Consider the following 23,289-nt stretch of genomic DNA (forward strand, 5'->3'; position numbering starts at 1 on the left):
ATCGTCATGGACACTCCGGGTGTGTCTAGAGCCTGGCAGCAATCCCGGATTTCCAACAGGGCTAGCAGTAGACCGAGAGACTGTCAGGGCTCCCGAGTCGGCCGTCGCAATGCGGTAACTATCTTACACCCACCCGCTGTAGGACCCGCCAATGAGTGACGGCCGGAAGGGGCGATTGCTGCTCATCGTGGCTGTGCTGGCCGTGGCAGTCGCGGCCCGGTTGACGACGCTCCACTGGACACCGCTGCCCTCGACGCTAGACGGATTCGGCTACGTCGCTCTGGCCAGGGACACGCTCGAAACGGGGGCGTTTCCCCTCACGCGGTTCCGTGCGGACAACATCGTGTTTACCGCTGTCCTGACGGTCGTCGGCGCACTCACCGGTGAGCGGCCGCTGTACGTCGCCCAGCCGGTCGTCGCGGTCACCGGTGCAGCGTCCTGCCTGACGGCGATGGCGCTGGTCAAACGCCTCGCACAGTCGAGTCGGTGGCGTCACTCGCGGACGACGCTGGCGATGGGCGTGGTCGGGATGGGGCTCGCGGTGGAAGGCATCTATCTCCGGCGGACCGGACAAACGGATGAGGAAGCGCTGGCGTTTCTCTTGCTGCCGCTGTTTGCGATTGCCGTCCATCGGTTGCTCACGACGGAGCGATACGGGCGTCGATGGGGCGCAGTTGTGGTCGTGCTGTTCGCTGCCTTCCCGCTCTTGCATACGTTCAGCTCGCTCATCGCTGCGCTGGTACTCACGGGGGTGCTAGCCGCCCATCTCGCCAGGATTCCGTCGCGTCGTGACGCCGTCACTGCGCTCGTCGCCGTCGCGGGCTTCTGGGTGTACATGTGGGGGTACTACCGGATCGCAGAACGCTCGCTTCTGGAGGTCCCGTACGTCGACCGCATCAGCGCGTATCCGGGGCTGTTTCTGGCCTGGGTCGTCGTTCTGGTGGCGACGCTGGTCTGGTTTCAGCGGACGAGCGCCCGCCTGCAGCGGGTGACCATCGGCGGCGCGGTCGGCCTCTGGTTTCTGACCCTCGGTGCGAACGCGTTGCAGACCGTCTTCCCTGGAACACAGACCACGCCAGCCGGTCTCTTGGTGCTCGTTGCGGCCTTCGCCGTCCCGGTACTGTTTGCGGTCGTCGGCCTGCCGCTTGCGAGCCGCGACCGCCGGCTGATCGGCCCGGTCGTGCTGGCGTTGCTGCTGGCGCCGATTGTCATCGTGTACTTCTCGCTGACCGCCTCGCTGACGCCGGAGTACTACGGGACCGCGCTCCGCGGCCAGACGTTCGTTCACCTGCCCGTGTTCGTGCTCGCCGGCATCGGCGTCGCGTCGGTCGCCTATCGGCAGTCGCCGTCGCCGGATGGCGGGCTTGGAACGTCGAAGGCCCACAGTCACCGGCTCGCAACGGTTCTGACGGTCGTCATCGTGGTTGCCGCAGTTGCGACGATGCCTATCGCCTTCGTCAATCTCGACACGCTCGCGTTCCCGACCGGGGCGACCGAATCGCAGTTCGCGGCCGCGACGTTTACCGCGGACCACGTCGACGAGCAGTGGGCGTCCGACCACCCGTTCAGCCGTATCGTCGATCTGTACTATCCGGGCGCGTCCAACGGAACGTACCAGCCGACCGCCCGGTGGCTCGGTGGTGGGACGGAACCCAACTGTCCGACGCTGTCGCGGGCGTCGTGGGGGACGACAGGGGCGCACCTGTTCCCGGCAGCGAGCGAGAAGACCACGCCCGCGGCGCTGGCGGAGTGGCGCTACGAGAACGACGTGGTCTATGACACGCGCGGCCTCGACTCCGTGTACCTCGTTCGGCCCGGCGGGAACCGAACGAGTTGCTGACGGGTTCTGAACGGACCCGGTTCGATGGTCCCCCCATCTTCACTTCTCCCGGGTATGTAACCGTGGCATACAATACGGGGCCGGCAGAAAGGCCGACAATGACTGACCCCGTCCTCGTCGGCTCGGAGTTGTGTGTCACACGACGGGGCACCAGGATTCTCGACGGCGTCTCACTCACGGTCGGGTCCGACGCGGCGATGCTCGTTCAGGGCCCTAGCGGGGCCGGGAAGTCGACGCTGTTCAACGTCCTCGGACTGCTAGAATCTCCGTCTAGCGGCCGGCTGGAGATTGACGGCCGAGACGCGAGCACGCTCTCCGAACGCCAGCGCGCCAGCCTGCGGCGGACGACGCTCGGGTTCGTCTTCCAGGACTTCCAGCTCATCGGTGACCTGACCGCCCGTGAGAACGCGTCGCTCCCGCAGGAACACGCAGGCGACCGCGACCCAGACTGGCTGGACACGCTGTTCGACCGCCTCGGTATCGCCGGGCTCGAACACCAGTACCCCGCGACGCTGAGCGGGGGCGAGAAACAGCGGGTCGCCATCGCACGGGCGCTCGCGAACCGCCCCGAGATCGTCCTCGCCGACGAACCGACCGGACAGCTAGACCCGGACACCGCCGAGTCGGTGCTGAACCTCCTGTTCAGCATGAAGGAATCGACGGAAACCGCCCTCGTCGTCATCAGCCACGACCCGCAACTGGCCCAGCGGTTCGACGAACGGCTGTTCATCCGCGGCGGCACGCTCGTCTCCGATACCGCCTCGACGCCGAACGCGAGCCCGTCCACGGAGACGAACTAACGAACCGATGGGATACAGAAACGCCCTCCTGTTTCGCTGGTCCAGACGGGACCGGCTCACCGTCGTCGTCGTCGCCGTGACGGCCGCGTTTCTCATCGGTACGGTTCTGCTGTTGTTCACCGCAGTCACGTACTCGGAAACGTTCGCCGAGCCGCTCGCGAACTCCGGGACGGTCACCTATCACGACGCGGGTAACGGCCCGCCCGAGACCGGTGGTGATGTCACCGTGCTCCCGACAGCGACGGCGACTGTAAACGAGACCGACGTTCGTCTTATCGGTATACCACCCGATACGCCCAGGGTGCTCATCGAGGGGTCGGCCCAGTGGCAAGAGGGGCGATTACCGACGATTCCGGACGGCGTTGACGGCCGGGGACCGGTCTCTCAGCAGCGGACCCGAACGGTCAGCGGGTCAGACGGTACCGTCTCGCTCACCGTTGTCCCACAGGAGCGGGGGACGACGTTCCTCTCCAATCAGTGGTACGCGACGAACGCCTCGACCGCACAGCAGGTCGGCGTCACCGGTTACTTCGTCATCGACCACAGTCCGAGCGGGACCGGGCTGGGAAGCCTCCCAAGTGAAGGGGCACCGCTGGTCAGCGCGCTCCTGTACGTCCTCGGCGGTTTAGAGCAGGTGCTCTGGGCGCTGGGCATCGCGGCGGCCGCCGGCGGGCTGTTGGTCCTCATCGTCGTCTACAACGTCACGCGGATGAGCGTCCGCGACCGCCTCGACGCGATACGGGTCATCCGCTCGACCGGCGCACCAGGGTGGCGCGTGGGACTCCTGTTTACGCTTCGAGCCGGCCTCCTCGTGACGACCGGCGTGGTGCTGGGCTACGCCGTCGGACTGATCCTCATCAAGGCGCTGGTCAACGTCGCGATCTACGTCGGTCTCCCCATCGCACTCGACGTTACCGTCACGGGCCAGAGCGCAACCGTCGTCGGTGGCGTCGCCGGAATCTTCGTCTTGATGGGCCTCGCTGCCGGCGCGCTCGCGGCCTACCCCGCGGCGACCCGCCCGCCGGCCTCGCTCGGGAGCCGTCACGCCCGGTCCGGCCAGTCCGAGCAGTCGACGCTTGCGAGGGTCCGAAACTGGGTCGCACCGACGTTCCTGTCGTGGCGCTCGGTCGTGCCGACGGCGGCGACGCTGACCGTCTTCGGAATCACGTTCCTGCTCGTCGTCTCACTGGCTGGCCTCGCGTCCCCGCTCGGCGGTGCGGCGGGCGGCTCCGGGACTATCACCGAAGCCGGCGCGCCCCATCCGCTGAACAGTCGCCTCGACGCTGAGTACGCCGCAGCCCTGCGGGCCGACGGGACGCCGGCCAGCCCGGAAATCATCTACGCCCAGGTTTCGGACGGCCAACCGTACATGGCCCACGGGGCGGAGTACGACGCCTTCGCGAACGTCACCGGGGCCACGCTGGTCGAAGGCCAGCGACCACAGCGGCACGACGAGGCCGTCATCGGGAGCGACCTCGCGCGGACGCTCGATGTCGATGTCGGTGACGAACTGACCGTCAGCGGGAGCGTCAAGCCCGGCGTTCGCCGGGTCACCGTCGTCGGGCAGTACGACGCCCCCAGAACGCTCGATGACCTGCTCGTTCTGCCGCTCGACTCCGCGGCCGACCTGGCGACCGGGCCGGGACAGGTCCACATGATTCGCGTGAAGGGGCCGGTGTCCGAGATCGACGACGCCGACGGCGTCGCTGCCAACCAGTCGGGCACTGTCGTGACGGGGCTATCGGGTCCGGGACGTGTCACGAAAGGTGACGCTGTCAACCTCTCCGTCGCCGTCCGAAACGTCGGCAACGAGCGGGCGGACCGGGAAGTCACAGTTCGGTATCGGGGCGAACAGCGAACGACGACGGTCGCAGTCCCGCCGGGGCAAGAGCGGACCGGGACTGTCTCCTTTACCGCGTCGGAACTGGGGACTGCAAACGCCACTGCCGGGGAGTACACCCATTCTGTGACCGTTGTCTCGCCGGACGCCATCGAGATTCCGAGCCAGCTACCGTCACAGGCCCCGCCCGGGTCGGGGCTCTCAGTTCCTGTCGTCACGAAAACCGGAGACCGCGTTTCGAACGCTACCGTCACGGTGAACGGGCCGTCGCTCAGAACTGGATCGAGCGGTGTCGCTGTCGTTCCCCTGCCACGCGAGCCGGGGAACTACACGATAACAGCTCGTTCGGGCGACCAGACGGCGACACACGACATCCAGATCGTCCGTGGTACCGAGCGGGAACTGTACGGGGAGTTGTCGATATCGCCGTCTTCGGGGTCGGTCCTGACGACACCAACCCTCAGGATCGGGCTCGCAAACCCCTGGCAGGAGCCGATCACCCGTGACGTGCGCGTCGTCGGCCCCGGTGTCTCCCGGAACCGGACCGTCTACATGCCGCCCGGCAACGTCACACAGACGCGGTTCTCCCCGGACGGCGGACGAAGCCAGCCCGGAACGTACACCTACCGAGTGACGGCCAACGGGACCACCCTCTCCACAGCGGAGTACGAGGTGACCGGGGACCGTCGGCTGGCATCCGCGGTAGCAAGTAGCGGGTCGTACGCGTCCGGAACGCCCATCGAGCGCTCCGTCGAGGGCGTGTTCGGGAACGTCCAGTTGATCCTCGGCGTGCTTGTCGTCCTCTCGGCGCTGAGTACCGTCGGCAGTACCACGGCGACCTTCGCACAGGGAGTCCACGCGCGTCGGCAGGCTATCGGCATCCACCGCTCGACCGGCGCGACGCAGTGGCGGGTCCTGCGGACGATTTTGGGCGATATTGCCCGTATCGCGATCCCAGCGACTGGCCTCGCTCTCGGTCTGTCGATCGTCGCGTTACAGCTGCTGGAGCGGGCTGGCTGGCTCGTCTTCTTCGGTTTTCGCCTCTCCGCGCGGACGCCGCCGACCATCCTCGCAGCGATATTTGCCGGCGGCGTCTCGCTCGCCCTGTTCGGTGCCCTCGTCGCAACGGTGCCGTATCTGACAGCGTCACCGGTCTCGTTGCTCCCGAGCGGCGACCGGACGCGGACGCCCGACGACGAGTCGGTCGACGAGAGCCAGCCTAGCGACGACTGAACCGAACTGCTAGGTTAGCTGTATGGCTCAGTCGGCAGCCGTCGGTCGGAACTTTGACTGTCTATCGAGCAGAACGCCGTACCATGGCGACCCGACAGCGCCAGCAGTTCATCTACGGCCATCTCATGTGGGTGCTTGGCACCATCCTCGTGTTGACCCTGCTGGACGCGCTGACGCTTGAGCTGTTCTTTGTCGTCTCGCTGATCGGGTTTCTCGTCACTGTCGAACTGGTCGCACCGCAGGCCGTGTCGCCGCACTGGCGACGGCGGCTCTGGTGGCTCATCGGGATCGGACTGGTGGGCTTTGCCTACGTGGTCATCAAACGGATCCTCGATATTCTACCGCCGGGGCTGGTCTGATGGCGCTGACACCGCTCTCCGAGGACTCCTGGCTACCGTCGCTCACTCTCCCGCAGCTCCTGCTGGCCGCCTACACCGCCCTCACGATCATCGCGGTCGTCTACGCCGCGAGTACGTCCTCAGCAGCGTTCGGTGCGTACAACTCCCAGTGGGACGGGGCAGGTGAACTCCGAAACGTCGCAGCTGACGCCGGTGCAAACGTGACTGTCGGAACGAACGTGAGTCAGTATCCGATGACCGGTGCGAACAGCACTGTTGCGGTCGTTCTCTCGCCGACGGAGCCGTACTCGTCGAGCGAGCGCACACGGCTCGCGGAGTTCGTCCGAAGCGGCGGGACACTCGTCGTTGCCGAGGATTACCGCCCACAAGGGAATGCCCTGCTCGCTGCTGTCGGTGCTGACGCGCGTTTTGACGGTCGCCCGGTGTACGACAACCGAAATTACTACCGTAACTCCTCGCTCCCGGAAGCGACGCCTGCCGGCGACTATCCGGAGACTGCCGGCGTCGATACTGTCGTCCTCAACTACGGGACGACTGTCAGAGCCGGAAACGCGACGACGCTCGTCAACACCTCCGAATACGCCTACCTCGACACCAACGGCAACGGCGAACTCGACGGCGAGGAGCAGTTAGCGTCCCGACCCGTTGTCACGAGCGAATCGGTCGGCGACGGCCGTGTCATTGCCGTCGGTGATCCGAGCATCTTCGTGAACGCGATGCTCGAACGCGGTGACAACCGACGGTTCGTTCGGAACCTCGTCGCCAGCTACGACGACGCACTGCTGGACTACTCACACGCCAGTAGCGTCCCGCCTGTGGCCGCTGCCGTCCTGGCCGTCCAGCGGTCAGACGCGCTGTTACTGCTCTGTGGCGTCGTGCTGGTCGGGGCGCTGCTCGCGTACGACCGCCGTCTCGACGAGCATCTCCGGGATCGCCTCCGGGAATACAGTGGCCGCGAGTCGGACCCGAACCTCTCCCGGGATGGCGTTGAGAAGTATCTCAGAGCCCGCCATCCAGACTGGGAGACCGCACAGGTAGAGCGAGTAACGGAAGCCATTATTAAACAGCGGGCCGAACGTCAACGCAATGACTGATCCATCGGTGCTGTACGACCGTCTCAAGGAGGAGACGGAAACCGTTCTTATCGGTAACGAGGAAGTTCTCCGACACATTACTGTCGCCATGCTTACACGCGGTCATGTGCTTCTGGAGGGGGTCCCCGGTGTCGCGAAAACGACGATCGCCACGCTCGTCGCCAACGCGACGGATCTCCAGCACTCCCGGGTCCAGATGACGCCCGACCTCCTCCCTGCGGATATCACCGGAACAACGGTGTATCACCAGCGAAACGGCGAGTTCGAGCTGCAGAAAGGCCCCGTGTTTACCAATCTGGTCATCGCCGACGAGATCAACCGCGCCCCGCCGAAAACACAGAGCGCACTCCTCGAAGCGATGCAGGAGGGACAGGTTTCCATTGAAGGGTCGACGCTCGAACTCCCGACGCCGTTTACGGTCGTTGCGACCATGAACCCCCTTGAGATGGAAGGGACGTTCAAACTCCCGGAGGCCCAGCGCGACCGGTTTCAGATGAAACTCGTCACCGAGATTCCCAACTCCGAGGAGGAGCGCGCGATCCTCGACCGATTCGACGCGAACCCGACGCTTGACGCGGACTCTATCTCGCAGGTTATCTCCCGGAGCGAACTTCTGGACGCCCGGTCAGTCGTCCCCGAGACGCATATCGAAGACAGCATCAAGGAGTACATTCTCGCTATCGTCGGCGCGACACGGGACCACCGAAACGTCGTTCACGGGGCCTCACCGCGGGCGACAATCGCCCTGCAGAATACGGCCAAAGCAGTCGCTCGTCTGAACGGCCGGGAGTACGTCATTCCGGACGACGTCAAAGAGATGGCGCTGCCGGTGTTGCGGCATCGTCTCATTATGAACAGCGATGCCGAACTAAGCCAGATCAGCGCCGAAACGGTTATCGAAGAAATCCTACAGTCGATTACGCCGCCCGGGTCCGACACCGACCACAGTACGGGTGTCGAGACAGCGGTCGGCGACGGCGGAACGAAACGGAAGTTCGAGTAGCGACTGGACCGCAGTTAGCTGTTTTCCGGGGCTGGTGTCGTCTCTCGTTCTCGGGTCGCCGCGCCATTGGACTGCGCCGATGGTTGTTCGAGTGCGTTCCACGAAACGGTCACGACACCGCTGAACCGGTCGTCATCGCGCGTATCGACAGTAACCGGTCGATCAAGTCCCGTGGCAAACCCCACCGCGAGCAAGGACACCACTGGGTGATCTAGCTGGTGAATGTCGCCGAACGCGGGATTGTCGACGGCAATAGAAGCAGTTCGGTTCCCGCCATCGATTTCGATTGTTGTGTCCTCGACGAGTTCGAACTGCTCGGACAGGGCTGCGGTCAGTTGTGCCGCTATTGCATCGGGATCGTTACCGAATTTGCCGGATATCGTTTGTTCGAACTCGGTGTACAGACGGTCTCCAGTCGGGGGAAGCGATATGCCCTGTTCCGCCTCGGCACCGCTCGTAACGAACAGTTCTCCCACCTGCTCTGGATCGGGCACCGCGTACTCGACGTGCTGGGGGACGAACAGGCGCGCATTCGTCTCCGGACGGGATGCCGTTGGGACATACACCGTCTCGGTCTGGAGTTCCAGTTCGCTGACGAGGTGCTGTTCGACATCGGCCAACGTGTCGAACACCGTGTCACTGACCGACGCCGAGACGAACCGCTCGGGAGTGAGATAGAACGTGACGATGCCGGCAAACACACCGGTTCCTGCGAACGCGACGAAGATGGTCTGCAGGGCTGGAAAGAGGAACGCTGCTATGAGGGATAGTCCACCGACCGCAAAGAAGCCCACTGCGGTCCGTCTGAACGTTGCCCGCTTCGCATGCGCGTAGGAGTCGCGCAACCGGCGGTTCTCCTCCCGTAACACTTCCAACTCTGCTTCGAGTGTCTGGCGGTCCCGTACAATATCCGTCTGTTGGGTGCTGTCATCGGCTGATGCGTCCAGTTGCGTAGGCTCGGGTTGGCTCATAGGAAATCACGGTCCGAAGCTGCGTCTTCAGTCACGATGTCGAGTTCTATCAGCAGATAGCGATGGAAGAGATAGCCGACGATGGCAATTCCGATGACCACGGTGGCCCCGACGCTGAGGGGGGCCAAGTCCCAGCGCCAGAGCGACAGCCAGGCGAGACTGCCGAGCAGCGGAACGACAAGTGCGACGAGGCTGCCGGCGACTCGCCTGTCGGGTGTCTCGATAGTTACCGAAAGCAACGCAAGGAACAGGCCACCTTCGACGAGGACGAGCGGTAGCAGTGATGGTGTATCGACTGTGACGAGCGCTATCTGTCCGAGCACGACCGCGAGAACGGGTGTACTGGACAGGTAGAGACCGCCGAGGACAACACCGACGAAACCAAGCCATACCGGCCCGCCCCAGACGAGTCCGCCTGTGGCCACGACGATGCCCAGCAGGCCGAGCACGGTGGGTAGTGATCGGCGCGAGCGTGCCGTTTTCAGTGCGACGCTCATGCGTACTCCCTCCGGTCTGTGTTCGCTGGGCTGCCGGACAGAATAGCCGAGATCTGGTCCGGGGACCCAACCTCGTAGGCTGTCACCGAATCGACCTCGTTCAGTTCACGCCGGAACTGATCGAAGGTTCGATACCGTTCGTATGCGGTATCGAGATCGGTGAGGAGGTCCGTATCGAAGGCTACTGATGGGGCCATAAACACGACGACCTCCGTTGCGTTGCGTCTCGCCAGTCCAACCGCGTTCCGTAGTTCACTCGGGTTGCTGTCGTCGGTACAGATGACCAGCAGGTTCGCGCTGCGTATCTCGTGTGGTGCCGCCTGGAGCCCGTTGTACAGCGGCTGGTTGGGAAGGTGTCGTTTTGATCCGGCGGCATCTCGATACGCGAGCAACGTCGTTTCCATCGGTGATTGTGTGTCCGCCGTCGGGTTCACCGTCCCTGTCATCCTGCCGGTGTGAGCCGCTTTCGTGGTAGCTGTTGCCGACGTCTCAGTTTCGGTGTCGAGGTCGTTGATCCGATGCCGGCACGACCTGTAGGCCTCGGTTCTCGCCAGAGGGATTCTCGATTCCGTCACGCCCGCGTCGTCAATAGTGAGATAGCCCAGGGGATCACGGATCGTTTCGGCACGCTGCTGGAACGCTGCGGCGACCGCTTTGAGGTGATCTAGCTTCGTTTCGCCAGGTGTCCCATCACCCAGAGTCTGCCGGTGATCGAGGACGAGAACCACGCTACGGTTACTCTCAGCCTCGTAGTTGCGGACGTGCGTCTCGTCTAGTCTGGCAGTCGCCTTCCAGTCGACGTATTTCAGTGCGTCACCCGGGACATATTTTCGAATCTCCTCAGCTGACAGGCCACCCGTCCGCCCCCGGGCATCGTGCTCGCCGACACCGCGTAGCAACTGTTTCCCGCTCTGGCCAACGTGAATCGGACCGACCGACGGCGACTCGACTGCTAGTTCGGGGCCGGGAGCCGTCGTGAACGACTGGGTAAACAGCCCGGTGCCGTCACTGACGGTTACTGTGGCTCCGGGAACGGTGTAGTTGCCAACAGTCTCCCAGGTGAGCGGAAGCGTCACCGACGAGGACTGCATCGACGCATCGAGATTGATATCCGGAGAGGTACCCGCTTCCATCCGCGCTGCGAGTGGAATCCTTGCCTCGACGGAGAGCGGCAGGTGATCGCCGGCGGCGGCAACTGATGCTTCGAGAGTGTACTTCGTTTCGGCGTCGGTCCGTATTCGGGACCGGTCGAGCGACTGGCTGACGGTGAGTTCGTCCTCGAGTCGTGAAACGCCACGGACGAACGCAAACTGCATTGCGAGCAGCCAGCCTGCGAGCCCGACGGCCCCGACGACTAACAGGGGCGCATCGAGCAGCCCACCACCCACGACGAGACTACCGATAGCAGTGATCGTGAGCCAGAACCGCCGGGTGACACGCATTAGCTTCGGTTACTGAACCGAGCCCATTGAAGATACCGACAGACACAGCCGAGTCCTTCAGAGATAGGTCCGCACCTAGTATCGAAATCGATATTGATATTTAGGGGATTATCTACTTAACCGTCACTCGAAAATTCTGAGTCATGAATGGTCTGAGTTCACGTTGTATCGGAATTCGGGAACTCAGCTAAATGTAGCTATTGGAATCAGTATTAATATTAGAACTATGCTCACAGACATCTTAGCTGGCGCCCGCCGTCTCGCGAACAACTGGTTCTGTCGCCTGCCGACGGTTCGCGTCGGTGCCGTCGTCCTCGTGACGCTGCTTCTCGCCGGTGTCGTGTTTCCAGTCACCGGGACGTCGCCGCAGGTGAACACTGCTAGCGGTGGCGGGGCCGATACTCCGGACGTACAGCAGGCTCAGGCCGCTTCGAACGCCACTGATACAGACGGCGACGGGCTGTCGGATTCGCTAGAGCGCTCCGTTTACGGCACTGACCCGACCGACGCGGACACGGACGGCGACGGCTATCCGGACGGCATGGAAGTCCGCTGTGAGCAGGCTCTTCCGGATGCAGACCCGCTCCGAACGGACATCTACGTCGAAGTCGACTCCACACAGTCAACGACGCTCAGGGACCCGGTCCGGACATCCATTGTCGAGACGTTTGAGAATGCACCCGTTTCGAACCCCGACGGCTCCACCGGGATCGATATCCATCTCGTCACAGACGATACGAACCTCTCGGCCAACGGGACAGTACACTCGAAATCCCGTGCTGGTGCCGGGAACGACATCTACGACTTCCGGGCCAACCACTCCGAGCACCGTGCTGACGGCTACTACTACGTCCTGCTAACCGACGACGTCGCCTACAACGGAGACGACTACTTCGTCGGCGCGGGCCGACCTGAAATCGCGGCGATGGAGCGGTTCGATTCACCGAAGATCACCGCTTCGCTGTTCATGCACGAATTCGGGCACGCGATGGGGCTCGACGCCCATCAGGACGGTATCGACGAGGAGCGCTACTCCCAGACAGAGTACGACAGCGTGATGAACTACAACGGGCTGTACAGACAACTTTCCTATTCCAACGGCACCGACAGTGTAGGCCGAAACGAGTGGCAGTTCGTTGCCGAGAACCGAACACAGCCCGACATCGACTGCGTCGAGAACGGAACGTGCCCTAGCAGGTGTACGCAGAACTGACCAATCCCGCTAAAGCGACAGTCAACGGTTAGCTGCTGTCTGCTAGCATACTCATGAAGAACGACCCGAACACTGTCTGTAGCCCCAGCACCACGACTGTCGAGGCCAGAAGGGTCGCTGTAGCTGACGGTAACGCCGCCTCGCCGGCGAGCAGCCACTGTCCGAACACGCTCCCGAGGTACAGAACGCCGACTGCAGCCGCGAGAATGCCGATGGACGCGCCGTGCTCCAACTGGAACCGCTCCCGTATCATGCCGACAAGCACACCCTCGGGCTTGTTTATCGGGTTCGCGGCGATGGAACTGAACAGCGCGAGCGTCCAGACCTGATACCCGACGATTGCCAGCAACGACCCGCCGACCATCGTCTGTATGCCGAAGTTGACGCCACCGATCGACAGCCGAGCGATTGATAGCGACATCAACACTGCCCCGACCGATACTAGCAACAGAGCCGGATACGAAAACAGGTAGTCCGGCGCGTTCACGAGCATGAACCGGACGTGCCGCCAGCCGTCACTGAAACTGTCGAGTGTTTCCTCGCCTTCCCGCTCGTGGTAGATAATCGGGACTTCTTCGATGGTGAGGTCGTTCGCGCCGGCCTCCATAATCATCTCGCTGGCGAACTCCATCCCGGTCGTCTCTAGCTCTAGCGTTTCGAGCGCGTCCTTGGTGAACACACGGAAGCCGCTGTGTGCATCGCTTACACCGGCTCCATAGAACGTGTTCAGGAACCGCGTCAACAGCGGGTTTCCGACGTATTTGTGGAGTGGCGGCATCGACCCGTCCCGGATCTCGCCCTCCAGTCGGCTCCCCATACAGATGTCCGCGTCGCCGTTCTGGACCGGTTCGAGGAGCTGGGGAATCATCTCGAAATCGTACGTCGTGTCAGCATCGCCCATCGCAATGTACTCTCCCCGTGCCTTGTCGAACGCGTAGCGATACGCATAGCCATAGCCCGGTTCATCAGGTGTCACGACTGTCGCACCCCGTTCGCGAGCTAACTCCGGAGTCGCGTCGGTCGAACTGTCGCTCACGATGATCTCGGTCGGCACACGTAACTCCGAGATCGCTGTCTTGATCCGATCAATACATTCGACGATTCCTTTCTCCTCGTTGAGGGTGGGCATCACGACGCTCAAAACCGGCGTGACTTCGCTCTCCGGCGTGACGAGAAACTCGTCTACAGTCTTCGTGATCCCCCGCTGACCCGCTTGATTTGCCTGATTTGCTTGTATCGTCATTCCCGTACCTCGGCTATCGCTGGTGCGTCTGGTAGCATACACTCTCCACTCCCCTGGGCGGCTTTCGATGAATACGGCTAGTAGGCCCCATTTTATCTGAGTTCAATGCCGAATTTCTGATATGTACCGCACGGCCTCCACACAGAGTGTCATGTCAAAGCAGCGTATAATAAAGCTGTCGGGTAGGATAATCCATCATTAATAACAATAGTTCTCATGAGAACCCCTCTCCTCCTCTGAATGTACACGATTTCTTCGACCCATGACCACAGTGTGGCGTGCCATCTATCAATAAAGCACATTATTCACGCACTAATGTACGTTGTGAAGCAGATGTCTATCAGACTAGTAGACTATGTCTCCGCGGGTTCACCGCCGGATAATTCAAGCAAGGTGATAAAACAGGGGCTGTCAACAGGAATCCACGTTTGTGAATGTCGAACTACACCGGGAAACTACTACGACAGGCACTGAGAAACTGTCTCGGATAGTCTGTAATCGGGAAAATGCGTCAATTCAAGTAGACACGCTGCGGGTACAGCCACCTGATTCCATGTGCCGGTCGGTGGCTTTGGTGTCATGGTTGCTGAGCGTCTCACACTGGGCGACGAAGCCGACTCCGTATCTCGCCACCAACAGCGTGTATCCGAGGCAGTCGCTCCTCCGATGCACTGATCAGCGTTGCGACGCTCAGCCCAAGGACGTAGACGACTCCCAAAAGCATGATAACCGAGATGTTCTTGCTGAACCGAAGTGCCCCACGTATCGATGCCATATACGTACATATCTGGACTGAGTATAAGCCGTTGGGGTCTGATTATTAATATTTGTAACTGGACGGCCGCTGTTGTCCAGAGCCGTAGATTTAAGCCGTCCTATGTGCTAAACGATAACATGGCCACAGATCAGTCCGAGGGGGCGAGCCTGCATGTGCCACCGCTGGAGAATACAGCGTTTTTCTCCATTGAGGACGACGACGGCTACGTCCGTATTGAACAGTCACTGGGGAACCAGGTCCTGTACACGCCCAATGAGGCGCGGGACATCGCTGAAGCCATTCTCGACGCTGTTGACGAGGCTGTCGAAGAAGAGTAACCCATCGCTGGCCGTCGGCCCTGTTTTGCTGGAAGGCGAGATGGTTTGAACAAGGCCGGTCCAGCCTCAGGTATGACAGATGCAAGCCACCGGGCGGCAGTCGCCGAGCGAGCGGCCCGCGCTGGCGGTGTCGTTGCTCGGGAGCAGTTCCGGGGCAACCTCAGTGTCGAGTCGAAGGCCAACAAAAACGATCTCGTCACGGAGACGGACCGCGACGCCCAGCGGCAAGTCGTTGCCACGATTCGAGCGGTGTTCCCCCGTGACCGGTTCCTCTGTGAGGAGGACCTCTCAACGTTAGCTGGCCCGGACGCTGACTCCGAGCCTGAAGCGGTCGATAGCATCCCAAATAGCGGCTCTGTGTGGGTCATCGACCCAATCGACGGGACGGCGAACTACGTCCGTGGGATGCGTCTGTGGGGAACGGTCGTCAGCGCAGTTGTCGACGGCGAGCCGGTCGCATCGGTGACCTATCTCCCCTCCTATGGCGACCTCTACGCCGCCGGCCCCGAAAGTGTGACACGAGACGGGACCGAACTGTCGGTAAGTGGTCGAACCGATCCGGAGACGTTCGCCGTGGCTCCTGTCGGCTGGTGGGACCGCGACGACAGGGACGAGTTCGGTCGGCTGTGTAGCGCTGTCGGCGACCGCTTCGGCGACATTCGGCGTCTGGGTTCGTTCCAGGCCACGCTGGCACACGTTGCCGACGGGGCGCTCGAAGGGCTCGTTTGCACGCGCCCGATGGCCCCCTGGGACACGCTCGCTGGCGTCCATATGGTCAGACGGGCTGGCGGCACGGTCACTGACCTCGATGGCGAGCCCTGGACCCACGACAGCGATTCCGTCGTCGCCTCCAACGGCGAGGCACACGAGGCCTTCGTGGCGGCCGGCAACGAGGCACTCGCTGAGGATTGAACACAGTTTCGCCATCAAACCGCGCCGCGTCTGGCTCGCGGAAGTCCGCTCCACGCACATGGGACCGGAACGCTAAAACCGCCTGCCACCGGTCACTCGGCCATGGAAACGTTCGAGCGAGCCGTCGATGAGTACGGGCCCGGCCAGCTCTGGGTGGGCTCTTTCGTTGCCGTCCTCCTCGTTGCGGTCGGAGCTGTCATGGCTGCTCCAAAGGCCGTCTGGGATCGGTTCCTCTGGCAGTACTTCTGGGGGCCAGTGTACGCGGACGCCAAGGCGGCCAGCTGTGCCGAGATGACTGCATCCGGACCACAACCGCTGTACGATGGCTGTAGGGCGGCTATTCAGGAGGGACGGCTCATCGCCGAGCCGGGATACACTATCGTCTCCGAGATCGGCTACATGTTGATTCTGGTGTATATGCTCGTCGGCGTCTACTTCCTCCTCGAGCGACTGGACATCGCCGAGGACCCGAAGCTCTACTTCGCGTTCGTGCCGTTCATGCTGCTCGGCGGCGCGTTGCGGACTGTCGAGGATGCAACCGACCGCGCGGTCGATGCCGGCGTCTCACCTATCGTCGAGTACCCGCTGAGTTCGCTCATCATCAGTCCCGTCATTTACGGCACGGTGTTCCTGCTGACGCTGCTCGTCCTCGTCGTCTGTGTGGACCTCGAACAGCGCGGCGTCGTCGACAGCTACTACTGGACGACCGGCGCTGTTGGTAGCATTTTCGTCGCCGTGACGCTGCTCTATCTTACGGTTGTCGCGCTCACACGCGAGTACGCGACGCTGTACCCGTCGGTCCTCATCACGACTGTTGCACTGGCGTCGGCGTTGTCGTACGGTCTGTACCGCCTGTTCGAGTCCTATCGACCGGCGCTGAACGACGGAACCGGCTATATCGGCTTGCTGGTCATCTGGGGCCACGCCATCGACGGCGTCGCGAACGTCCTGCTGGCCGACTGGCTCGATGCGCTCAACGTCCCGCTGACGTACTACCCGAAACACCCGGCCAACGCATTCATCATTGAAGCCACCGAATCTCTCCAGTCTGCCGGTCTGACTGCTGCTATCGGCACGTCGTGGCCGTTCTTGATTGTTAAGCTCGCCGTCGCCTCGCTGGTCGTTTCGCTGTTCAACCAGGAGTTTATCGACGACAGCCCGCGGTACGCACTGCTGTTGCTCATCGCTGTTACCGCAGTCGGCCTCGGGCCGGGGACGCGGGACATGCTGCGGGCGACGTTCGGCATCTGAATACGGACTGTCCGGTATCTGACTCTCGCTCGTCGGCTGTTGCTACGGGAACGGATGATGCTCCCTGTCGAGCCGCGGCTCGAAGCCCAGGTCAGCAGGCACGGATTCGGCCCGCTCGCCGAAGAACGAATCACCGAAGAACAGCGGCTGTGCCGACGGACAGACGACGTGGACCGCCTCGAATCCGAGCTGTTCGAGGTCGCGCGTCGTCAGCCGCGCTCCGTAGGGCGTGAGTCCTGCGTCAGCTGCCCGGTCACACAACGTCTCTAGCTCCGCCTCGCCGGAGAGGTCTGCGTCGGGGCCGAGCGAGTCCAGCGGGACCGCCGTCTCGGTGGCCGTCAGGTCGGCCCCCTCGCCGGGTGATTCGGCGTAGCGCCCGATTGCACCCTGTGCGTCCATGGCCTCCTCGGGACCCATGCTGTCGAGTTCCATCCAGTTCTGGAGCGCCTCTTCCAGCGCACCGACGGCGGCCGTACCCGGGTCCAGATCCGCATCGGTGCCGAGTGCGAAGCGAGGCCACTCGTCCTGTTCCAGTGCGACGGTGATGACTGGCACGTCCACGTCCTGTGTCAGTAACAGCGCCGTCACGTCGAGCCCCTCGGACGCCGCGCGCCGCAGGAGCGTGTCGTACCGCTCGTGGTCGTCGACGGCAACTCGAAGCGGCTCGAACGTCGAGTACCACGACAGCATCGCGGCGTCGCGCTCGATGACCTCGTACAGCCCGGTCAGCAGTGCCTCTGTGACGGTGTTTCCGAGCCCCAGCCCGGTCGTCGTTGCCGGTCTGACGGCGTCCAATGGCGGCGGATAGTGGACGGTTTCGGCGGGAAGCGACCGCCGTTCGTCGGTCAGCAGATTTTCGGCCGGGACCCAGGGAAGCGCCGTCGAGTCGTCCCATTCGGCTTCGTCCCTGACGAACGCGTCGGGTGCGACGGCATCCGGAACATCGCCGACTGTCCCGTGCCGCAGATTCCCGTCTCGGTAGACGCCGGCCGCGTACCGCTCGTAGTTCTCGCCAAGCGCTTTCATGAACGCCGTGTCCCAGTCGATAGCGACACCGGCGGCCTTGGCGGCGGCCGACACGTCGCTGAAACCGGCGGTGTCGGCGAGCGTCGACAGGTAGTACGGGGCGGGGAACGACTCGACTTCGCCGACCTCCGTGGCGATCCCGACCCGGTCGTCGAGGCCCAGTTCCGCCCGCGATAGCGCCTCGCTGTCGGGGGCTGTCTGGCGACCGTCGCTGAGGGTACGGCTCGGCGTCTCACTGCAGTCACAGCCCGGGACGGGGAGGAACCGGCGCTGCGTATGTGGGAGTTCCGTGACCGTCCCGAGGAGGGCAGCGTCCCCATCGAGAAATCGGGTGACCAGTCGACCAGCCAGCGCTCCCGCGAATCGTTGCGTGGCCGCCGCCGGGGCTTCTGTGATTTCCTCGGTATCGTCGACCGTCGCCTCGACCCGAGTCCGCAGACAGTCGAAACAGCCCGTCTCGGGTCCGAAGCCGCTGATCGCGGCGTCGGTCACCGGGACGCCGCCGACGCCGCCCAGTTCGACGGCGACCCATGGGACGTCATCGCCTTTCGCTCGGTCGTTCCACGCCGCAAACGTCTCTGACCCGACGGTATCGACGACGACGGCGAGGTCGCCACTGCTGTCCGCCGGTGTCGACGGCTGTGCTACTGTAATGTCGATATCAGCGAGAAACGCAGTGAGTGCGTCGACGGCCGGTCCACGCCCGACGACTTCGACAGTTTGCATGCCGAACCCCTCGCGGTGGAGCGGGAAAAACCTACGCGGCGAGGATCGACTGAGCCACGGAGGCCAGCTCGTCCGGCTCGGCGTCTTTGAGCCGGTCGTCACCGAGCATCAGGCGGAGCCGCGGTCGGCCCACGTCGATCGGGACCTTCTCCGTGTCGATGAGGTTCATGTCTTCGAGCTTCGTCTTCGTCCGCGAGAACGTCGCCTTGCTCGCCAGTCCGACGTCTTCGCCCCATTTGCTGATGTCGTACAACAGTTCGCCGTTCCGTGCGGCCACGAGCAGGCTGATGGTGACCTCGTCGAGACCGTCGCCGTCGCCACGAGCCGTCGACAGTGAGTTCAGAACATCGTTGAAGTCCGACGCGGTTTCCGGGCCAATATCGGCTTCCAGCGTGCTCTGGACGCGGTTGAGCGGCGGTGTCCGGAGCGAGTACTCGTCGGCGTCTTCCCAGGTCGAGCCGTAGTAGTCGTAGGCGTTGTCGACGAACGCCGCGTCGTCGGTCCCGAGACCGCCGACCGTGTCGCTGATGGTGACGAGCGCGTACACCGTATCGACAGTTACCGCGACCGAGTGGTTCGGCACGTCGTCGAGCAGTCGCATCGTGAGCCGCTCCTCGTCGATGAGGTCGGCTGCGGTGCTCGCAACGAGGAAGTCGTCCATGACGTCTTTCAGTGCGCGCTCGTCGGCGAGCAGCCGAACTTCGGGAGCGCCCGAATCTGCGTCCAGTGTCGATGCAAGCTCAGAGATGGTCCGCCGCGACGGGTTCACGACGTACACCGGCTCGTCAGTTGCCCCAAATACCGTGGTCAACATAGACCCGACGTCGTCTTGCAGGAGATTTTCAGTCATTGTCCCTTGCCAGTATATAGTGTATTATTATATTTAATTTTACCGGCCAAACTGTGTTGATTTCGCCAACATTCCGACAACACCCACCGGCGGACAGCGATAAAATATCGGTCAGTTGTCCTAAGCAGAAGCCGTTCGCCTCACGGACTGAACCACCTGTTCTGCTCGCTGTCGTCGCGCGAATTCGCTCGAATCAGTGGTTACTGTCACTGTCTCCTACCCGCCGGAAGCCACGACTGGAGCACAGTATCAAATCTGTACCTGAGTGCGTACGGAGAGTGTCGCATCAACACGGCTCCTCGGGTGGCCGGTTCGAAAATAGATGGCGGGCGTCTCGGCTTCCGTCACGGAGTCTGACAGCTTCGCGCTCGTCAGAAGTCCGTCCGGAGACGCGCAGCGAGGTCGTCGGACCAGTGAAACTCCCCGTCGAAGATGACGGGCAGTGAGGTCTGTCCCAGCGCGTCGGCCAACTCCGTAGCGCCGAGCGAGTGGCTCGTCTGTTCGCCGTTCAGCGCGGCGCTGTCGTCGAACGGCAGGCGGTAGCTCTCACCGGGCCGTTCCGGGGACACGACCGTACACTGGACGTCGAATCCCGTCTCCCCTTTGGAGACCCAGACGACTGCGGGGTGTGCGGGATTGGGAACGATAGAGTAGGTCCCGTCGCCGACGACCGCGTAGTCCTTGCACATCATTATCCGCCGGCGAGCGAGTTCCAGCGCTCGCTGAATGCTGAATCCGTTACTGAGCAGTCGCGCGAATGCGGTCCCGACCAGGGCGGCGTGTTTGTCCAGCACGTCGGTGAGTGTCACCGCACCGGCGACCGCGCCCTGTTTGACGAGGTCAAGCCCTTCATCGTAGGAGCCACAGGCGTTCAGGAAGAACGTCTGCGTTCGGGCTTCCGACAGCGACGACAGCGCCAGATTACCGTCGGGACAGCGCAGTCCTTCCTCGTCGCAGTGGCCGATGAAGTGGACGAAATCGGCCGGCTGTTCGAACACGTCGGCCAGTTCGTTGACCGACAGCAGTTCGCTGACCTGGACGTCCATCGGCAGGTCCGCGGCCCGATATATCTCCGTGACTTCCGTGTGTTCGCCGGCCATCTCCTCGTCGTTGAGGACGACCGCGACCCGTTGGCTGTCGGCATCCCGGTTCTGACTCCGGTATCGGTTCACGTACGCCTCCGCCGGCGTTTTGCAGGCGTCTATCGGGTTCCCCGGCGCGAGCCACGAGTGCAGTTGGCCCTCGCGCAGGTTCGGCTCGATGACCGGTGGGCGCTCGGCCGAACCGCGGCTCAGATACGAGTCCGCCAGCGTCCTGTCGAGAAGCTCATCCTGGTCGAGCTGGCTGCTGTCTGGCAGGTAGATGAGGCTGAGCCGGTCGAGAAGAAAGGGCAGGCAGCGGACCCGTTCCGGTTCGGGTGAGACGTACGTCGAGAGGGGCCACTCCGGCAGAATCGAGTTCACGGCCTCGTCGGAGACATCGATGTACCGCTCGAGCCGTCCAGCCGGCGACAGCGACCGAACTGTGTTCGGGTCGAGCGAGAGCGCGGACGTGATACGAGCGCCACTCTCGGCCGGATCGACGCGTCTGACCAGACAGTCGAGGTAGAACACCTTCCGGAGCAGCGCCGCGACGCCGGCCTGTAGCGACGGCCACGCGTCGAAAGAGAGGTGTACCGATGTGCCGTCGGCCGTCAACAGCGCCGCATCCCGTGACTCGACTCTCACTTCGGCCCCGAGATAGTACGCCAGCGGGGCGCTGACGAGTAGTTCAGCCTCGCACTCCGGAACGCGGAGTGTGATGCCGGTCTCCGGACGGTTCTGCCGAACCGGTTCGGGAATACGGGTTGTCTCGCCGGTCGTGACTATCGGCGGATGGCCGCGGAGTTCCGGATGTGAGCGGGACGGCTGCATCGTGTGATGGGCCCCGCTCAGATGAGTAATCGCCGTTGCGAGTCCTGCAGGTGTCGCGGGGACCTGTAGATGCGGTCGCTCCGCGCTCGTCTCCCAGACGAACCCGACGGTAATACTCGTCGGCTCATGGAAACCGAGGACAGAGGTAATGCCGGCCGAGTGGAGCGACGCCGGCCCGTCGAAGCGGACGTGGATCCGAATGTCGTCAACGACGCCCAACGGCGACCCTCGGTCGCTATCCGCAGCACGGGCCTCCATCGTCAGCAGGTACTCCCCCTCCTCTAGGGTCGTCGGTGAATCAACTACTCCAGTATTCGTGTCAGTAGCGACTCGGGTTACCGTGGCATCCACCGCCGGCAGTGCTAACTCGGTGACGGACCCGCTGTAGCAGTCGTCGACACGGTGTGGTAACTGTTCGCCGTCCGTACCTTCTCGATCGTGTAACTGGCGCACCAGTGCGCTCGGGTCGACCGTTTCTCCATCCCACTCCGGCGGGTTACTGCTGTTCCGGTCCACCCGCTCGCCTGCCACCCCCCAGGTGACCATGCATAGACATGTGGAACGTCATCTGATATATACGTACGGGTGTCAGGACGTCGTCACCCCAACTGTACCCGCGGCACCGGACAATGTGCGATAACATTACACATGCGTGGGCCAAAGGGTAGATTATTGTCGTATCGGTCCTGACTCGGATACATGAGCTACGAAACCGTACGGGAAGCGGACCCGGCAGTCGCAGACGCCCTGGAGGGCGAACGAGGCCGGCAGAACGACACGCTGGCGATGATCGCCAGCGAGAACCACGTCAGCGAAGCTGTGATGGAGGCACAGAGCTCCGAACTGACGAACAAGTACGCCGAAGGCTACCCCGGCGAACGCTACTACGGCGGCTGCGAGTACGCCGACGACGTCGAGGAGCTGGCGATCGACCGCGCGAAGGAACTGTGGGGCGCGGACCACGTCAACGTCCAGCCACACTCCGGCTCGCAGGCCAACATGGGCGTCTACCTCGGCGTGCTCGAACCCGGCGACAAGATCCTCTCGCTGGACCTGACGCACGGCGGCCACCTCTCGCACGGTCACCCGGCGAACTTCGCCGGGCAGGTCTACGAGGTCGAACAGTACAAGGTCGACGAGGAGACCGGCTACATCGACTACGAGGGACTGCACGACCACGCCGAGGAGTTCGAGCCGGACATCATCGTCTCGGGCTACTCCGCGTACCCGCGCGAAGTCGACTTCGAGCGCATTCAGGAAGCCGCCGACGCAGTTGATGCTTACCACCTCGCGGATATTGCCCACATCACCGGCCTCGTCGCCGCCGGCGTCCACGAGTCGCCGGTCGGCGTCGCCGACTTCGTCACCGGCTCGACGCACAAGACCATCCGCGCCGGCCGCGGTGGCATCATCATGTGCGACGAGGAGTACGCCGACGACATCGACAGCGCGGTGTTCCCCGGCTCTCAGGGCGGCCCGCTGATGCACAACGTCGCCGGCAAGGCCGTCGGCTTCGGCGAGGCGCTGGCCCCCGAGTTCGAGCAATACGCCCAGCAGACCGTCGACAACGCGGTCGCCCTCGGTGACCGACTCAAGGAACACGGCCTGGACTTGGTCTCCGGCGGCACGGACAACCATCTCGTGCTCATCGACCTCCGTCCGTCCCATCCCGACACCACCGGCAAGGAAGTCGAGGAAGCGCTCGAAGAGGCCGGCATCGTCCTCAACGCCAACACCGTCCCCGGCGAGACTCGTTCGGCGTTCAACCCCTCGGGCATCCGCGCCGGTACGCCCGGACTCACCACCCGCGGTTTCGACGAGGACGCCTGCCGCGAGGTCGCCGATCTCATCTACGAAGTCGTCGACGCTCCACACGACGACGATGTCGTGGCGAAAGTCAGCGACCGCGTGGACGAACTGACCGACGAGTACACGCTGTACGAGTAGCGACAGGCCAGCCCTGTAGCGCGGATTCCGCTGT

Annotated in this window: 18 protein-coding genes; 11 read left to right on the forward strand and 7 right to left on the reverse strand. The window is 63.1% G+C overall.

All coding sequences use genetic code 11. The features are described from left to right. The first annotated feature begins 151 nt into the window (after window positions 1-151). The 6 genes from VI234_RS17600 (at window position 152) to VI234_RS17625 (ending at window position 8,169) form a co-directional block, all read left to right on the forward strand. Window positions 152-1,840, forward strand: coding sequence for a sodium:phosphate symporter (locus VI234_RS17600; protein ID WP_336330750.1), 1,689 nt, complete (start codon window positions 152-154; stop codon window positions 1,838-1,840). A gap of 98 nt (window positions 1,841-1,938) precedes the next feature. Continuing rightward, a complete protein-coding gene (locus tag VI234_RS17605) occupies window positions 1,939-2,640 on the forward strand; it encodes an ABC transporter ATP-binding protein (RefSeq protein ID WP_336330751.1) in 702 nt (233 codons plus the stop codon). 7 nt (window positions 2,641-2,647) lie between these two features. After that, window positions 2,648-5,713: an FtsX-like permease family protein gene (locus VI234_RS17610; protein ID WP_336330752.1), complete on the forward strand. Its 3,066-nt coding sequence runs from the start codon at window positions 2,648-2,650 to the stop codon at window positions 5,711-5,713. A gap of 83 nt (window positions 5,714-5,796) precedes the next feature. After that, entirely contained in the window at window positions 5,797-6,072 is a 276-nt protein-coding gene (locus VI234_RS17615) for a hypothetical protein (RefSeq protein WP_008308996.1), read from the forward strand. Next, window positions 6,072-7,166 carry a DUF4350 domain-containing protein gene (locus VI234_RS17620; protein ID WP_336330753.1) on the forward strand — a complete coding sequence of 365 codons (1,095 nt, stop codon included), beginning with the start codon at window positions 6,072-6,074 and terminating at the stop codon, window positions 7,164-7,166. Before VI234_RS17615 ends, VI234_RS17620 begins: the two co-directional genes overlap by 1 nt. Then, a complete protein-coding gene (locus VI234_RS17625) occupies window positions 7,159-8,169 on the forward strand; it encodes an AAA family ATPase (protein ID WP_008308999.1) in 1,011 nt (336 codons plus the stop codon). Before VI234_RS17620 ends, VI234_RS17625 begins: the two co-directional genes overlap by 8 nt. 14 nt (window positions 8,170-8,183) lie before the next feature. On the opposite strand, the gene VI234_RS17630 is transcribed toward VI234_RS17625, so the two are convergent. The 3 genes from VI234_RS17630 to VI234_RS17640 are packed head-to-tail and all read right to left on the reverse strand — an operon-like array spanning window position 8,184 to window position 11,079. Continuing rightward, a complete protein-coding gene (locus VI234_RS17630) occupies window positions 8,184-9,140 on the reverse strand; it encodes a hypothetical protein (RefSeq protein ID WP_336330754.1) in 957 nt (318 codons plus the stop codon). Continuing rightward, window positions 9,137-9,637, reverse strand: coding sequence for a hypothetical protein (locus VI234_RS17635; RefSeq protein WP_008309003.1), 501 nt, complete (start codon window positions 9,635-9,637; stop codon window positions 9,137-9,139). The genes VI234_RS17630 and VI234_RS17635 overlap by 4 nt, the downstream gene beginning before the upstream one ends. Then, window positions 9,634-11,079 carry a DUF58 domain-containing protein gene (locus tag VI234_RS17640; protein ID WP_336330755.1) on the reverse strand — a complete coding sequence of 482 codons (1,446 nt, stop codon included), beginning with the start codon at window positions 11,077-11,079 and terminating at the stop codon, window positions 9,634-9,636. The genes VI234_RS17635 and VI234_RS17640 overlap by 4 nt, the downstream gene beginning before the upstream one ends. A 226-nt stretch (window positions 11,080-11,305) precedes the next feature. Between VI234_RS17640 and VI234_RS17645 the strand changes: the two genes are divergently transcribed. After that, window positions 11,306-12,292, forward strand: coding sequence for a hypothetical protein (locus VI234_RS17645; protein WP_336330756.1), 987 nt, complete (start codon window positions 11,306-11,308; stop codon window positions 12,290-12,292). Window positions 12,293-12,320: 28 nt separating this feature from the next. Here VI234_RS17645 and VI234_RS17650 read toward each other — a convergent pair whose 3' ends face one another. After that, the gene (locus VI234_RS17650) at window positions 12,321-13,535 is read right to left on the reverse strand and encodes a glycosyltransferase family 2 protein (RefSeq protein ID WP_336330757.1); all 1,215 of its coding nucleotides are present in this window, start codon (window positions 13,533-13,535) and stop codon (window positions 12,321-12,323) included. 894 nt (window positions 13,536-14,429) lie between these two features. Between VI234_RS17650 and VI234_RS17655 the strand changes: the two genes are divergently transcribed. From VI234_RS17655 to VI234_RS17665, 3 genes are all read left to right on the forward strand, one after another. Next, on the forward strand, window positions 14,430-14,630 hold the full coding sequence (locus VI234_RS17655) for a hypothetical protein (RefSeq protein ID WP_004518094.1): 201 nt from the start codon (window positions 14,430-14,432) through the stop codon (window positions 14,628-14,630). A 72-nt stretch (window positions 14,631-14,702) separates the two neighbouring features. Beyond that, window positions 14,703-15,542 (forward strand): inositol monophosphatase family protein, encoded by an 840-nt coding sequence (locus tag VI234_RS17660; protein WP_336330758.1) that lies wholly within the window; start codon window positions 14,703-14,705, stop codon window positions 15,540-15,542. A 102-nt stretch (window positions 15,543-15,644) separates the two neighbouring features. Beyond that, complete coding sequence (locus VI234_RS17665; RefSeq protein WP_008309018.1) at window positions 15,645-16,793, forward strand: DUF63 family protein; 1,149 nt, start codon at window positions 15,645-15,647, stop codon at window positions 16,791-16,793. A 42-nt stretch (window positions 16,794-16,835) separates the two neighbouring features. On the opposite strand, the gene VI234_RS17670 is transcribed toward VI234_RS17665, so the two are convergent. From VI234_RS17670 to VI234_RS17680, 3 genes are all read right to left on the reverse strand, one after another. Next, entirely contained in the window at window positions 16,836-18,545 is a 1,710-nt protein-coding gene (locus tag VI234_RS17670; RefSeq protein WP_336330759.1) for a YcaO-like family protein, read from the reverse strand. Between the two features lie 31 nt (window positions 18,546-18,576). Further along, the gene (gene tbsP / locus VI234_RS17675; protein ID WP_336330760.1) at window positions 18,577-19,395 is read right to left on the reverse strand and encodes a transcriptional regulator TbsP; all 819 of its coding nucleotides are present in this window, start codon (window positions 19,393-19,395) and stop codon (window positions 18,577-18,579) included. Window positions 19,396-19,766: 371 nt separating this feature from the next. Beyond that, window positions 19,767-21,854, reverse strand: coding sequence for a hypothetical protein (locus tag VI234_RS17680; protein ID WP_336330761.1), 2,088 nt, complete (start codon window positions 21,852-21,854; stop codon window positions 19,767-19,769). Between the two features lie 153 nt (window positions 21,855-22,007). Here VI234_RS17680 and glyA point away from each other — a divergent pair, with 153 nt between their 5' ends. Further along, the gene (gene glyA, locus VI234_RS17685; RefSeq protein WP_014040446.1) at window positions 22,008-23,255 is read left to right on the forward strand and encodes a serine hydroxymethyltransferase; all 1,248 of its coding nucleotides are present in this window, start codon (window positions 22,008-22,010) and stop codon (window positions 23,253-23,255) included. The last annotated feature ends 34 nt before the right edge of the window (window positions 23,256-23,289 follow it).

Source organism: Haloarcula sp. CGMCC 1.2071 (genome assembly GCF_037078445.1).
Classification (GTDB): domain Archaea; phylum Halobacteriota; class Halobacteria; order Halobacteriales; family Haloarculaceae; genus Haloarcula; species Haloarcula amylolytica.